The following is a 14,009-nucleotide window of genomic DNA, read 5'->3' on the forward strand; positions in this document are numbered from 1 at the left end:
CGGCGGACGTGGTGTGTCGGGCAGTGCCGCGCGGGGCCCGCCCGGGGGCGGCGGCGGGCGGCGGTCGCGCCGTCTAATGCGCAAGGAGAATGGCCATGCCGTGAATTCTACCGGCACCGTGCAAGCGGTTTTCCTCCGTGCCCGACCGGCGGCCCGCGCCCGTGACGGCCCGCACGTCGGGGTGCGCCCGTCCGCCTGTCCGCCCCGCTCGGGCCTGGTCACCACCGGTGCGCGTTCCCCCGTTCGGAGCACCGCCGGGCGCCGCCCGGCCCGCCGCGCACCACGATGAGGGAACAGCCGGGCACCGAGGAGGCGCGAGATGACGGACACCGGGACGACGAGCAGGGGCATACGGGCGAGTGTGTGCCCGACGCTGCTGTACACGGACGCGCGGGCGGCGATCCGGCAGCTCACGGAGGGGCTGGGGTTCACCGAGGTGAACGTCTTCGAGGACGGCGGCGGCACGGTGGTGCACGCCGAGCTGGCCCAGGGCAACGGTGCGGTGATGCTCGGCACCCGGGGCCGCGGCGGGGCGTACGACGAGATGATGCGGTCCGCGGGGCCCGTGGGGGTGTACGTGGCCGTGGACGACGTCGACGCCCACCACCGGCGGGCCGAGGAGCACGGGGTGGAGATCCTGATGCCGCCGACGGAACGGGAGTACGGCTCGCGCGAGTACCGTGCGCGGGACCTCGAGGGCAACGTGTGGAGTTTCGGCACGTACGGCCCGGTGCTCTCCTGACCCGTATGCAACGGTGCGCGCAGCCGCCCACAGGCCGTCCCCCACCGCCTTGGGAACGTGGGGAGGTGCCCCCACCCGAGACGGCAGAGACCGCCCCCCGGGACCTGTCCCCGGGGGCCTGCCCGCGGGACCTGGTCTCCGGGGACAGTGACGACCTGACGGTGTCGTCCGGGCTGGGCGCGCGGCTCCCCCGCGGCCCGGACGGGCCGGGGCGCCGCCCCGGGGACTACGCGCCGCCGCGGTGGACCTGGAAGGCGGCGCGGCGGACTGCCTTGGCGAGGGCGGGGTCGGGGTGGGCGGCGGCCAGGGCGACGAGTACCTGCACGGTGCGGGGGTGGCCGATGGCGCGCACGTCCTCCAGGAGTGCGGGGACGGTGCCCTGGACCGCGGACTCCAGGTGACGGACGAGCAGGGCTGCCTCGCCGTGGTCGGAGACGGCCGCGGCGGTGTCCACCCAGAGCCAGGTGGCCTCCTCGCGGGTGAGCGCGGTGTGGGCCTCCTCGGGGTCGACGCCCTCGTGCTCGGCGAGCCACAGCAGGGCGTAGGGGCGCAGCGAGGTCTCGTCGAGGGCGGCTCTGACCTCCGGCTCGGCGGGTGCGCCGACGACGCGGAGCGCCTCGAAGGCCAGGCCGCGCAGCAGGGCGTCCTCGCCGCGGGCGGCGGTGAGGAGTTCGGTGACGGCGCTGCCGACGGGGCGGGCGGCCAGCCAGGCGCGGTACTCGGCGCGGGCGGCGTTGGGGCGCAGCTGGGCGCAGCCGCGCAGCATGTCCTCGGCGGACTGCTCGATGTTGCCCGCCGGGCTCTGGGCGGCCACGCAGATCTGCTCCAGCTTGACCCAGACCGCCCAGCTCCCCAGCGGGGTGAGGGTGACCTGCCCGTCGGCGCAGGTGAGCGCGCCGACGCCGGCGAGCGCGTCCAGCGCCCAGTCCAGCAGCGGCTCGAGCGGGGCATCCGGGTCGCCGACCGGCTGCGGCTGGGGGCCGTAGGGGATCTCGCAGCGCTCGGTGCGCAGTTCGGTGACGCGCTGCTGGAGCAGGTCGAGCAGTTGGGGCACCGGGACGGGCCCGGCGGAGAGCTGGAGCAGGGAGAGCACCTGCGGCATGGCCTCGATGACCTCGGCCACGGTGGCCGGGGCGAGACCGTCGGGTGCGGTGCCGGTCAGCGACCAGGCGTCGAAGAGGGCGACCCAGCCGCGCAGTACGGCGCTGTCGTCCCGGTCCCAGGCGCGCAGCCGCCAGCCGGGGCGTGCGGTGTCGCCGTGCACCTCCACGAGGCCGGCGAGGCGCGCGGTGTCCCAGTCGGCGCGGGCCTGCTGAGCCGTCAGGCCCAGGTCGGCCGCGGCACGTTCGGCGGCGGCGGCGGACAGCGCGCCGGAGCCGTCCGGGGTGGCGTCGCCCCTGCCGGGCCGCAGCACCCGGTCCGCCCAGTGCGCGATGCGCACCGCCCCCTCCAGACCGCGCCGCGCCATGCGGGCCAGTTCCGCGGGCGCCGGCGTGCCCTCCGGCGGCGGTGGCGCGGGGCGCCGGGAGCGCCCGTCGGTCACCGTCCGAGAAGCAGTGGCCAGCGGCCGGGAGCGGACGAGTCGGAGCCTGGAGTCGCGCGGGGTACGGGACGTCACGGGAGCAGTCTTCCTGTTGACGGTCCGAATTCCCAAACGGAATGACAAGGCGGCGAGAACAAACCGCTGGTGAGTGGGGACGCAACCGGGCCACACCCCACCTAACCGGAAGCTACCGACCCGGCCCCGACCGGGCATACGCCATGGGACGGGACGCACCAGGCGGGTCATGAGTTCCCCCACGGGACAGCGGCGTACGCGTCAACACAACGCCGAGCACGATCCCCCGAACCGGGCTTGCCGGCGGGCGGGCGGGCACGGTAAAGCGCCGCGGCACGGAGCAGGCCCGGCTGGACGCGGCAGGCCCGGCTGGACGGGGCAGGCCCGGCGGTGAACGGGCCCCGGCCACGGGCCGGGCGGGCCGGGCCCGGGCGCCGACCGGACGGGGCAGGACGCGGGCCCGTTCCTGGTCCTGGTGTGCATGACCTCAGGCACCGGAGCGGCGGCACAGGCCACGCACGGCAGCGCCACCGGGCAGCTCGCGTCCGGTCGGCGCCCTGCCCCGTCCAGTCCGTGGAACGCGGAGAACAGCCGGCCCGTCTCCTGCTGCACGAGGTGCCGCTCGGCGTGGAGCGCGTGATCGCCCCTGATCAGAGGGGTCGGGGCGCCAGGTACGGACACCCGGGGTGCGGCCGTGCGACGGCCATGCGCGCTCCCGCACGCTCGACTGCGCTCGCGTCTCCCGTGGGACCCCCGCTCGCCGCACGGCCCGCCCTCCGGGCCAACGACGGGAGACCGACGACAGACCCTAGGTCAGCGGGATCAGGAAGCGTCGGAGTTGCTCCTCGTACTCCTCGGGGTCGGCGTTCCACAGCGCCCCGTGCGGCGCGTCGCGCACGGTGTGCAGGCTGACGAGGGAGGGCAGGCGGTCGGCGAACCGGAGCGAGGGGGACCACGGGGCGATGGTGTCGTCCGGGCCGTGCAGCAGGAGCGTCGGCACCCGGACCGCGTCGGGGGCGATGACCGGCGAGAGGTGTTCGTCGCCCTGGCCGTGGCGCTGGCCCCCGCGGCCCTGGGCGGCGCGCACGGCGAGCGGCAGCAGCAGGCGCGGGGTGCGGCGGGCCGCGGCGAGTGCGCGCACGGTGGCCGCCCAGTCCAGGACCGGGGAGTCCAGCACGAGACCCGCGATGCGGTCGCGCAGCGGGGAGCGGGCCGCGGTGTGCAGGGCCATCGTCGCGCCGGTGGACCAGCCGTACAGGATGACGCGCTGCGCCCCCTGCCGCACCGCGTGGCCGAGCGCCGCGTCCACGTCCCGCCACTCGGTCTCGCCCAGGTGGTCGAGGCCGTCGGGGGAGCGGGGGGCGCCGGGGTCGCCGCGGTGGGCGGGGATGAGCACCGGGAACTTGCGACGGTGCAGGAAGTCCAGGACGACCATGGGGTGTTCGCGGGTGGTGCCGAGCCCGTGCACCGCGATCACCCAGGTGTCCCGGGCGGCGGGCACGAACCAGGCGGGCAGCGGGCCGAGTTCGGACGGGATGTCGGTGTCCGTGTACTCCAGGCCGAGCGCCGAGCCCGGGTCGCCGGTGTGCACCTGGGGCGTGAGCCACACCTTCGCGCCCGGTGCCAGGGAGCCGCGGGTGATGCGGTCGAGGCGGCGCACCACCGTGTCAGGGGTGTGCGGGGCGGCGTCGTCGACGGGGCCGACGACCGCGTGGGCGCCCCTGGAGACGTCCACGAGCCCGTACACGCCGGGGCGCGCGGAGGCGAAGTCGCGGGTGAGGGTGATCCGGTCGGGGGTGACGTCGTGCACCGTGAGCCGGGGCTCGGTGGGCAGCGGACGGCCGGGGCGGATCCGCAGGGCGGCGTCACCCGCCCACCGTCCCGCGGCGAGCGCCGCCGCGCCCGCGCCGAGTGCGGCGGTGACGGCGGCCGCGGCCGCCCGTACGGCCGGCCCGGCGGTCGTGTGCCCCGGGCGTACCGCCCGTGCCGCGCCGGTGACGGCATGCGTGGCGGCCCGAGTGGTCCGTGCCGGTGCCGACAGGGTCCTTGCCGGTGCGAATACGAGTGTTCTTGCGGTGCGCACCGCTCCAGTGTCCGCGTCAGGGCCGGCGACGGCTACCCGAGCGCACTCCGGTCCCCGCATCCGGGCCGGTGACGGGCCACCCGGGTGTGCTCCGGAGTTCGTGCCGGGCCGGCCGGCGGCCCTCCGTGAGCGGCGGCCTGTCGGCAGGGGCGCCCCGCCGCCGGGAGGCATCCGCAGGGGCACCGCTCGGACCCGGCCCCCTTTGGGCCGGGCCCGGGACTGACGCGGGTACCGGCGTGCAGCCCCGCCGTGCGACTGCCCGGTACGGCCGGCCGGACGGACGGCCCGGCTCCGGCGGCCCTGGGCGGCCGCCCCACGGGCCGTCGCGCCGTCCCCGCGTCAGCCTTTCGGCGGGCCGCCCTCGGCCCTGCGCGCCCCCGCGTCAGCCGGCCTTCGCGCCCTGCGCCCGTACCGCCCCGCTCAGTCCTTCCGCTGCCCGTAGCCGCGGAACCTCTCCCGCACGGCGTCCAGTTGCCCGGTGGACAGCAGGCTGGGCGTCAGGCCCGGGACCGCGCTGGCGGTGAGCCAGACGCGGCACATCCATTCGAGCTGGGCGGTGCGGTCGTAGGCCTCGTCGAGGGTGGCCCCGTAGGTGAGCGTGCCGTGGTTCTGCAGCAGGCACCCGGTGCGCCCGTCGAGGGCCCGGAGCATGTTCCGGGCCAGTTCGTCGCTGCCGAAGAGCGCGTACGGGGCGACCCGGACGGGCCCGCCCAGCACGGCGGACATGTAGTGGATCAGCGGCAGCTCCGGGACGAGGGTGGAGACGGCGGTGGCGTGCACGGCGTGCGTGTGCACCACGGCGGTCGCGGAGGTGGTGCGGTAGACGGCGAGGTGCATCGGCAGCTCGCTGGTCGGGGCGAGGGTGCCCAGCACCTGCCGGCCGTCCAGGTCGACGCCCACGGCGTCCTTCGGGGTCAGCCGGTCGTAGGGGACACCGCTCGGGGTGACGAGGACGGTGTCCCCGACGCGTACGGAGACATTGCCCGAGGTGCCGACGACCAGGCCGTCCGCGACGGTCCTGCGGGCCGCCGCGACGAGGTCCCGCCAGGCGCGGGCCGACGCCTCACCTCCCGCACCCCCGTCCGTACCGTCCCCGGCGGCGCCACCCACAGCGCTCGCACCCGGCTGCTGCTCAACGATCCCGTCCGTCATGCCGCCGATACTGCCACCGCCCCCGCCGCCGGCGCGCCACCCCGGGTACGGGCACCCGCTCCGGCACCCGGTAGCGCGCACCCGCACCCGCACCGGCGCGCACGGCCACCACCGGCGCAACCGCCGGCGCTCGCGCCCCCGCCGACGCGTCCGCCCACGGGACGGCCCCGGACGGCCGACCGACCGACCCGGCCGACCGACCGACCCTCCGGCCCTCCGGCCCTCCGGCCCTCCGGCCGTCCGGACCACGGCCGCACCGGGCGGCGCACCGGCCACCCGCGTGGGCATCCAACCCGGCAGGCACCTTCAGGTCATTCCCATGACCTTCTTAGTTCATCTTCCGTTCACCCAGGTTGCCTACGGTCAACGCGCCTGTGACCCCCAACAGAAGCCTGGGTAAATGGACCACTTCACGCTTCTCCTCGGGATCGTGATCGTCACCGCTCTGGCGTTCGATTTCACGAACGGTTTCCACGACACCGCCAACTCCATGGCCACCACCATCTCCACCGGTGCACTCAAACCCACCACAGCCGTGGCCATGGCCGCATCGCTGGACCTGGTGGGGGCCTTTCTCTCCGTCGAGGTCGCGAAGACGATCTCCGGCGGCATCGTTCACGAGGAGGGCATCAGGACCGAGGTCATCTTCGCGGCGCTGGTCGGCGCCATCCTGTGGAACCTGCTGACCTGGCTCTTCAGCCTGCCGTCGAGTTCCTCGCACGCCCTGTTCGGCGGGCTGATCGGCGCCGCCGTGATGTCCGCGGGCTGGTCGGCCGTCAACGGCTCCTCCGTCGTCACCAAGGTGCTGCTGCCGGCCGCTGCGGCACCGGTGGTGGCGGGTGTCGGCGCCATGCTGGCCACACGTGTCACCTACGCCATCGGCCGCCGCGCGCCGGGGGCGGGCCAGGCCTCCGGGACTCCGGGGGGCGCGCCCGGCACGGCCTCCGCGACCCAGAAGGGCTACCGCGCCGGCCAGATCGCCTCGGCCGCGCTCGTGGCCCTCGCCCACGGCACCAACGACGCCCAGAAGACCATGGGCATCGTCACCCTCGCACTGGTCACCCAGGGCGTCCTCGCCCCCGGCTCCGCCCCGCCCACCTGGGTGATCGTGGCCGCCGGCCTGGCCATCGCGTGCGGCACGTACCTGGGCGGCTGGCGGATCATCCGGACCCTGGGCCGGGGCATCACCCAGCTGGCGCCGCAGCAGGGCTTCGCCGCGCAGACCAGTGCGGCCACCGCCATCCTCGCCTCCTCGCACCTCGGCTTCTCGCTCTCCACCACCCAAGTCTGCTCGGGTGCCGTGCTGGGCTCGGGCCTGGGCCGCAAGGGCGGGGTGGTGCACTGGTCGACGGCCACCCGGATGCTGGCGGCCTGGTGTCTGACGCTGCCCGCCGCGGGCCTGGTCGGCGCGGGCGCCGAGTTCCTCACCCGGCAGGGCACCTGGGGCGTCGCCGTCACCGGTGTACTCCTGGTCACCGGCGCGGTCGTCATCTACGCGCTGTCCCGCCGCAGGCCCGTCGACCGCAGCAACGTCAACGCCTCCGAGGCCGAGTTGGACGCCGCCGCCGGTCCGCGGCCCACCCCGGTCGCCACCACCACCCCGCCGCCCGCGGATACGCCCTCCGGTGCGCAACCGGGGCCCACCGGCGCCGCAGCGCGAGCCGGCGGCCGCGCCCGTCCCGGGTCACCGGGCGAGTCGCCGCAGGTCACCGAGCCGCCCCAGGTCACCGTCCCCGCGTCGCTCGCCCCCGGGACGGTCCCGGCACCCGCTCCCGCCGCCCCCGTCGCCGAGCCCTCCAAACCGGCCGCGGTCTGATCCGCCGCCGGCCACGGGAAGGCCGCACCGGATTGTCGACCTGACGACTTACCAGCCCACCTCCCCCGCCGCGTCCGCCGACCGAATCACCCATAGCCTCATCGACTCCTCACCCCCCGCTCCCCGCCCCGCCCCCGCCCACTCGTCGATCCCCGGTCCCCGGTCCGTCGATCCCTCGATCCCTCGATCCGTCGACTCACGGCTCACGGACTCACGGACACGTGGGCTCGCCGACTCATGGACTCGCGAGCGATCCGACCCACCGAACCCCCGGCTCACCGGCTCACCGACCGACCGGCTCACCGACCCCACCGACCCACCAACCCCACCGGCCCGGGGACTCATCGACCCACGGACTCGTCCGTCCCCGGCACCCGGCAATCCGGCAGCCGTCCCACCGGCAGACAGGAAACAGGCACGCCATGCACATCGACTGGGCAGCACTCGGCTCCGTCTTCGGAGTGAGCCTCATGGTCACCGTGGCCCTGGTGGGCCTGTTCGCGCTCGGCATCGCCGGGCTCTCCAGAGGCGAGTCGGCCACCGCAAGGGGCGGCAGCGCCGCCCTCGCCCTCACCGGCGCGTACTCCTGCTTCGCGCTCTGCGCGGCGGCCGTCGCCTTCGGTATCCATCTCATCGTCTCCTGACCGTCATCTCCTGACCGTCATCGCCTCCTGGCCGGAACCCGCGTCCCCGGCGGGCCCCACCGTGCCGTGTGGGCCTGCGCACACTCTCCCGCCGCAGGTCAGCGGCTGGTTGACGGGGCCCGCGGGGCATGGTGGACTGCCGGGGCAAGTACGGCGGCAGGAGAGGAAGCCGGTGCGAGTCCGGCGCGGTCCCGCCACTGTCACCGGGGAGCGCTCCCCCACTCGGACGTCACGGCCCACAGGGCTGGAAGGCCGGGGGAGCTCGCGGATCCGGGAGCCAGGAGACTCTCGCCGTCGTCCCGTCGAGCCAGGGCGCGGACCCTGAGTGAGGACACACACCGATGCCGGGACGGCACACGGCCTTCTCCCGACGCGGGGTCATACCCCCCGCCCTTCTTCCCACCGCCGTCGGCGCCACCGCGGGGCTCCTGGCCGATCTGGTACTCGCCGACCCGCACCGCGGGCATCCCGTCGCCGCGTTCGGCCGCGCCGCGGGTGCCGTGGAGCGTCTGCTGTGGCGCGACCACCGCGGCTGGGGCGCCCTGCACACCGCCCTGTGCGCGGGCGGCGCGGTGGGCCTCGCCCTGCTGGCCACCCGCGCGGTGCACCGCTCCCCCGCCGCCTCCGGCGCCCTGACCGCCGCCGCGACATGGGCGGTGGTGGGCGGCACGTCACTGGGCCGCGAGGCACGGGCGATCGGCGCCGCGCTGGCCGCCGGCGACGTGCCGGAGGCCCGGCGGCTGCTGCCGCACCTGTGCGGCCGCGACCCCGAGGCGCTGGACGCCTCCCAACTCGCCCGCGCCGTGGTGGAGTCCGTCGCGGAGAACACCTCCGACGCCGTTGTCGGCGCCCTGTTCTGGGGCGCCGTGGCCGGGGTGCCGGGCCTGGTGGGCTTCCGGGCCGTCAACACCCTGGACGCCATGGTCGGCCACAAGTCCCCCCGGTACCGCCGGTTCGGCTGGGCGGCGGCCCGCCTCGACGACCTCGTGGGCCGCCCGGGCGCCCGGCTGACGGCGGCCCTCGCCGCGGCGCTCGGCCCCGACCCGGCCGGGGCGGTGCGGGTGTGGCGCGCCGACGCACACCGGCACCCCAGCCCGAACGCCGGAGTGGTGGAGGCGGCGTTCGCGGGTGCGCTGGGGGTACGGCTCGGCGGCGCGCTGGCCTACGGCGGCCGCGCGGAGCAGCGTCCCGTGCTGGGCGGCGGGGGACGGGACGTGACCGTGGCCGACGTCGAGCGGGCGGTGCGGCTGTCCCGGCGGGTGAGCTGGGGCGCGCTGGCCGTGCTGGTCGCCGCCGGGCTCTGCCGGCCGCGCGTGGGCGCCGCCCGGCGGTCCCGCCCCGTCCGTTCGGGCTCACGGCGCACCGGGGCGGCCTGGCAGGGCGCCGTATGAGCCACGGGCTGCTGGTGGCCGGCACCACGTCCGACGCCGGGAAGAGCGTGGTCACCGCCGGGATCTGCCGGTGGCTGGCGCGACGGGGCGTGCGGGTGGCGCCGTTCAAGGCGCAGAACATGTCACTGAATTCGTTCGTCACCCGCGAGGGCGCCGAGATCGGCCGGGCGCAGGCGATGCAGGCGCAGGCGGCGCGGGTGGAGCCGAGCGTGCTGATGAACCCGGTGCTGCTCAAGCCGGGCGGCGACCGGCGCAGCCAGGTGGTGCTGATGGGCCGCCCGGTCGGCGAGATGAGTGCGCGCGGGTACCACGGCGGGCGGCAGGAGCGGCTGCTCGGCACCGTGCTGGACTGCCTCACGGAACTGCGCGCCGCGCACGACGTGGTGGTCTGCGAGGGCGCCGGGTCACCCGCCGAGATCAACCTGCGCCGCACCGACATCGTGAACATGGGCCTCGCCCGGGCCGCCGGGCTGCCCGTGCTGGTCGTGGGAGACATCGACCGCGGCGGCGTCTTCGCCTCCTTCTTCGGCACCCTCGCCCTGCTGGACAAGGCGGACCAGGCGCTGGTGGCCGGGTTCCTCGTCAACAAGTTCCGGGGCGACGTGACGCTGCTCGAACCGGGCCTCGAAACGCTGCGGGACCTCACCGGGCGGGCCACGTACGGGGTGCTGCCGTTCCGGACCGGCCTCGGCATCGACGAGGAGGACGGGCTGCGCATCTCGCTGCGCGGCACCGTGCGCGAGAGCACGCCGGCCGGCCCGGTCGGCGAGGACGTGCTGCGGGTCGCGGTGTGTGCGGTGCCGCTGATGTCGAACTTCACGGATGTGGACGCGCTGGCGGCCGAGCCTGGTGTGGTGGTGCGGTTCGTGGACCGCCCCGAGGAGACGGCCGACGCGGACCTGGTGATCGTGCCCGGCAGCCGCGGCACGGTGCGCGCGCTGCGCTGGCTGCAGGAGCGCGGCCTCGGCGCCGCGCTGGCCCGCCGGGCCGCCGAGGGCCGGCCCGTGCTGGGCATCTGCGGCGGCCTGCAGATCCTGGGCGAGCACATCGACGACACCGCGCACGTGGAGTCCCGCGAGCCGTCCGTCGACGGGCTCGGGCTGCTGCCGGTGCGAGTCCGGTTCGTCCCGGAGAAGACACTGGCCCGCCCGCGCGGTCAGGCGTTCGGGCAACCGGTCGAGGGCTATGAGATCCACCACGGCGTCGCCGAGGTGCTCGGCGGTGAGCCGTTCCTCGACGGCTGCCGGGTGGGTTCCGTGTGGGGGACCCACTGGCACGGCTCCCTGGAGTCGGACGGGTTCCGGCGCGCGTTCCTCCGGGCGGTCGCGGCCGACGCGGGCCGGCGTTTCGTGCCGGCGCCCGACACCGCGTTCGCGGCGCTGCGCGAGGAGCAGCTCGACCGTCTCGGCGACCTGATCGAACAGCACGCGGACACGGACGCGCTGTGGCGGCTCATCGAGGAGGGCCCGCCGCAGGGCCTGCCCTTCCTGCCCCCGGGGGCCCCGTGAGACACCCCGCCGCTGCGGGGACCGGACCAGCGCACCGCCGGCGTGCGCGGAGAGCGCTGCGGCTCAGCCCCGCGACGGCGGGGACGACGGGTGACCCTCGCATTCGAGACCGGACACATCAGCACTTCTCCCGAGCCATCACACGAAGGAGTGACCCTCAGTGGACACGCCCTATCCCTTCACCGCCCTCGTCGGACAGCGTGAACTCCGGCTCGCCCTCGTCCTGAACGCGCTCTCCTCGGAGCTGGGCGGGGTCCTCGTGCGCGGTGAGAAGGGCACCGCCAAGAGCACCGCGGTGCGGGCGCTGGCGGCGGTCCTGCCGGACGTCCGGGTCGTCACCGGCTGCCGGTTCAACTGCGACCCCGAAGCGCCCGACCCGCGCTGCCCGGACGGCCCGCACACGGAGCCGTCCGGCACCGCCCGGCCGACCCGGATGGTGGAGCTGCCGGTGGGGGCCTCGGAGGACCGGGTGGTCGGCTCGCTGGACATCGAACGGGCGCTCGCGGAGGGCGTGAAGGCCTTCGAGCCGGGCCTGCTCGCGGACGCGCACCGCGGCATCCTCTACGTCGACGAGGTCAACCTGCTGCACGACCACGTCATCGACCTGCTGCTGGACGCCGCCGCGATGGGCGCCTCCTATGTGGAGCGCGAGGGCGTCTCCGTGCGGCACGCCGCCCGGTTCCTGCTGGTCGGCACGATGAACCCGGAGGAGGGCGAGCTGCGGCCGCAGCTCCTCGACCGGTTCGGCCTGACCGTGGAGGTCAGCGCGTCCCGGGAGCCGGACGAGCGGGCCGAGGTGGTGCGCCGCCGGCTCGCGTACGACGCGGACCCGGCGGCCTTCGCGGCGCGCTGGGCCGACGAGGAGGCGCGGCTTCGGGAGCGGGTCGCGGCGGCACGGGCGCTGCTGCCGCGGGTGACGCTCGGCGACGGGGTGCTGCGGCAGATCACGGCGACCTGCGCGGCCTTCGAGGTCGACGGGATGCGCGCGGACATCGTGATGGCCCGCACCGCGACGGCCCTGGCCGCCTGGGCGGGCCGCACCGAGGTGCTCCGCGAGGACGTCCGCACGGCGGCGCTGCTGGCGCTGCCGCACCGCCGCCGCCGCAACCCCTTCGACGCCCCCGGGCTCGACGAGGACAGGCTCGACGAGACGCTGGACCGGTTCGACGAGCAGCCGGAGCCCGAGCGGCCCCAGGAGTCCGGACCGGCGCAGGATCCCGCGCCGGGCGCCCCGGGGGCGGACGGCACCGACGACGACCCGGACCCGGACGGCCCCGGTGGCGGCGGCGCGCCGCCCGGCGCCGAGGGCCCGGACGGCGGCGGCACGCCCCCGCCGCCCGCCGGGCAGGGCGCGGACGGGCCGGCCGGCGGCGGACCCGCACCCGAGGTGCCCGGCATCCCCGCACAGAGCCCGCCGCCGGCCACCGGCGGCACGGAGCAGGCTGCGGAGCAGGCCGCGGTGCACGCCGGCGAGCCGTTCCGCGCCCGGCTGCTGACCGTGCCGGGGCTCGGCGAGGGCGCGGCGGGCCGGCGGTCCCGGGCCATCACCGAGCAGGGCCGCACGACCGGCGCACGGCTGCCGCGGGGCGCCCTGACGAAGCTGCACCTGGCCGCCACGGTGCGGGCCGCGGCGCCGCACCAGCGGGCCCGCGGCCGCACCGGCGCCGGCCTCCTGGTGCGCCGTGAGGACCTGCGGCAGGCGGTGCGGGAGGGCCGCGAGGGCAACCTGGTGCTGTTCGTCGTTGACGCCTCGGGGTCGATGGCGGCGCGGCGCCGGATGGGCGCCGTGAAGGGCGCGGTGCTGTCCCTGCTGCTGGACGCCTACCAACGCAGGGACAAGGTCGGACTGGTGACGTTCCGTGCCGCGGCCGCGGAGGTGGCGCTGCCGCCCACCTCGTCCGTGGACGCCGCGGCGGCCCGCCTGGACGCGCTGCCGACGGGCGGGCGCACCCCGCTCGCGGCCGGTCTGCTCCGTGCCCATGAGGTGCTGCGGGTGGAGCGGCTGCGGGACCCGGCGCGCCGGCCGCTGCTGGTGGTCGTCACCGATGGGCGGGCGACCGGCGGCGCCGATCCGCTCGGCCGGGCGGGCCGCGCCGCGGGGCTGTTCGCGGCGGACGGCACCGCGTCGGTGGTGGTGGACTGCGAGTCGGGGCCGGTACGTCTGGGGCTGGCCGGACGGCTGGCCGGGCAGCTCGGCGGCACCGCCGTCACCCTGGCGGACCTGCGCGCGGACGCGCTGGCCGGGCTCGTCAGGGACGTCCGCGGCGCGGCGCGCACCCCGGCCGCTGCGGGGCCCAGGCCGCCGTACGGCCCGCAGAGCCCCGGCGCCACCGGCGCCGCGGGTACCACCCGTACCGACAGGAGGGCCGCGTAATGCCCCAGGGACAGCCCACCGTCGTCCCCGACGACGGCCTCACCACCCGCCAGCGCCGCAACCGCCCGCTGGTGCTGGTGCACACCGGCCCCGGCAAGGGCAAGTCGACGGCCGCGTTCGGGCTTGCGCTGCGTGCCTGGAACCAGGGCTGGCCCATCGGGGTGTTCCAGTTCGTCAAGTCGGCGAAGTGGCGGGTCGGCGAGGAGAACGCGCTGCGGGTGCTGGGCGCCTCAGGCGAGGGCGGCACCGTCGCCTGGCACAAGATGGGCGAGGGCTGGTCGTGGATCCAGCGCCCGTCGGCCGGCGACACGTCGGGCCAGGAGACCAACGAGGCCAAGGCCCGGGAGGGCTGGGAGCAGGTCAAGCGCGACCTGGCCGCGCAGACGTACCGGCTGTACGTGCTCGACGAGTTCACCTACCCGCTGCACTGGGGCTGGATCGACACCGAGGACGTGATCTCCGCGCTGCGTGACCGCCCCGGCACCCAGCACGTGGTGATCACCGGCAGGAACGCGCCCGAGCCGCTGCGCGACTTCGCCGACCTGGTGACCGAGATGACGAAGATCCGCCACCCGATGGACACGGGCCAGAAGGGCCAGAAGGGCATCGAATGGTGAGCCCCGGGCACGGGGGTCTGCGCGCGCGGCCACCCATGGGCCGTCCCCCGCTGCCCGAGGGCGTGGGAGGGAGCCCCACCGGCCGCTACCGCGACTGCCCCCCTGGGACGGAGGGGATCCGGCG

10 protein-coding genes and 1 riboswitch are annotated in these 14,009 nt (G+C 76.2%); of the genes, 7 read left to right on the forward strand and 3 right to left on the reverse strand.

The features are described from left to right. Window positions 1-319: 319 nt before the first annotated feature. Entirely contained in the window at window positions 320-742 is a 423-nt protein-coding gene (locus tag ACSMXW_RS05335; RefSeq protein ID WP_485804302.1) for a VOC family protein, read from the forward strand. 226 nt (window positions 743-968) lie between these two features. Here the strand turns inward: ACSMXW_RS05335 and ACSMXW_RS05340 are convergent, their stop codons facing one another. The 3 genes from ACSMXW_RS05340 to ACSMXW_RS05350 form a co-directional block, all read right to left on the reverse strand. Continuing rightward, window positions 969-2,360 (reverse strand): hypothetical protein, encoded by a 1,392-nt coding sequence (locus ACSMXW_RS05340; protein WP_485804303.1) that lies wholly within the window; start codon window positions 2,358-2,360, stop codon window positions 969-971. Window positions 2,361-3,108: 748 nt separating this feature from the next. After that, the gene (locus tag ACSMXW_RS05345; protein WP_485804304.1) at window positions 3,109-4,383 is read right to left on the reverse strand and encodes an alpha/beta hydrolase family protein; all 1,275 of its coding nucleotides are present in this window, start codon (window positions 4,381-4,383) and stop codon (window positions 3,109-3,111) included. A 420-nt stretch (window positions 4,384-4,803) separates the two neighbouring features. Further along, a complete protein-coding gene (locus ACSMXW_RS05350; RefSeq protein ID WP_485804305.1) occupies window positions 4,804-5,535 on the reverse strand; it encodes a class II aldolase/adducin family protein in 732 nt (243 codons plus the stop codon). Between the two features lie 400 nt (window positions 5,536-5,935). On the opposite strand from ACSMXW_RS05350, the gene ACSMXW_RS05355 reads away from it, so the two are divergent. The 6 genes from ACSMXW_RS05355 (at window position 5,936) to cobO (ending at window position 13,885) form a co-directional block, all read left to right on the forward strand. Continuing rightward, entirely contained in the window at window positions 5,936-7,351 is a 1,416-nt protein-coding gene (locus tag ACSMXW_RS05355) for an anion permease (protein WP_485804306.1), read from the forward strand. 422 nt (window positions 7,352-7,773) lie between these two features. Next, window positions 7,774-7,995, forward strand: a complete 222-nt coding sequence (locus ACSMXW_RS05360; RefSeq protein WP_485804307.1) for a hypothetical protein — start codon at window positions 7,774-7,776, stop codon at window positions 7,993-7,995. A gap of 163 nt (window positions 7,996-8,158) precedes the next feature. Beyond that, window positions 8,159-8,282, forward strand: a riboswitch (cobalamin riboswitch). A 54-nt stretch (window positions 8,283-8,336) separates the two neighbouring features. Continuing rightward, window positions 8,337-9,386, forward strand: coding sequence for a cobalamin biosynthesis protein (locus ACSMXW_RS05365; RefSeq protein ID WP_485804308.1), 1,050 nt, complete (start codon window positions 8,337-8,339; stop codon window positions 9,384-9,386). Next, the gene (locus ACSMXW_RS05370) at window positions 9,383-10,894 is read left to right on the forward strand and encodes a cobyric acid synthase (protein ID WP_485804309.1); all 1,512 of its coding nucleotides are present in this window, start codon (window positions 9,383-9,385) and stop codon (window positions 10,892-10,894) included. Before ACSMXW_RS05365 ends, ACSMXW_RS05370 begins: the two co-directional genes overlap by 4 nt. Window positions 10,895-11,054: 160 nt before the next feature. Next, complete coding sequence (locus ACSMXW_RS05375; protein ID WP_485804310.1) at window positions 11,055-13,268, forward strand: putative cobaltochelatase; 2,214 nt, start codon at window positions 11,055-11,057, stop codon at window positions 13,266-13,268. After that, window positions 13,268-13,885 (forward strand): cob(I)yrinic acid a,c-diamide adenosyltransferase, encoded by a 618-nt coding sequence (gene cobO, locus ACSMXW_RS05380; RefSeq protein ID WP_485804311.1) that lies wholly within the window; start codon window positions 13,268-13,270, stop codon window positions 13,883-13,885. Before ACSMXW_RS05375 ends, cobO begins: the two co-directional genes overlap by 1 nt. Window positions 13,886-14,009 lie beyond the last annotated feature (124 nt).

The organism is Streptomyces sp. DSM 116793, from assembly GCF_057320905.1.

Bases quoted from the DNA above. Each gene is read 5' to 3' on its own strand.
- ACSMXW_RS05355 (WP_485804306.1), top strand. From the start codon at position 5,936: ATGGACCACTTCACGCTTCTCCTCGGGATCGTGATCGTCACCGCTCTG.
- cobO (WP_485804311.1), top strand. From the start codon at position 13,268: ATGCCCCAGGGACAGCCCACCGTCGTCCCCGACGACGGCCTCACCACC.
- ACSMXW_RS05365 (WP_485804308.1), top strand. From the start codon at position 8,337: ATGCCGGGACGGCACACGGCCTTCTCCCGACGCGGGGTCATACCCCCC.
- ACSMXW_RS05335 (WP_485804302.1), top strand. From the start codon at position 320: ATGACGGACACCGGGACGACGAGCAGGGGCATACGGGCGAGTGTGTGC.
- ACSMXW_RS05350 (WP_485804305.1), bottom strand. From the start codon at position 5,535: ATGACGGACGGGATCGTTGAGCAGCAGCCGGGTGCGAGCGCTGTGGGT.
- ACSMXW_RS05370 (WP_485804309.1), top strand. From the start codon at position 9,383: ATGAGCCACGGGCTGCTGGTGGCCGGCACCACGTCCGACGCCGGGAAG.
- ACSMXW_RS05360 (WP_485804307.1), top strand. From the start codon at position 7,774: ATGCACATCGACTGGGCAGCACTCGGCTCCGTCTTCGGAGTGAGCCTC.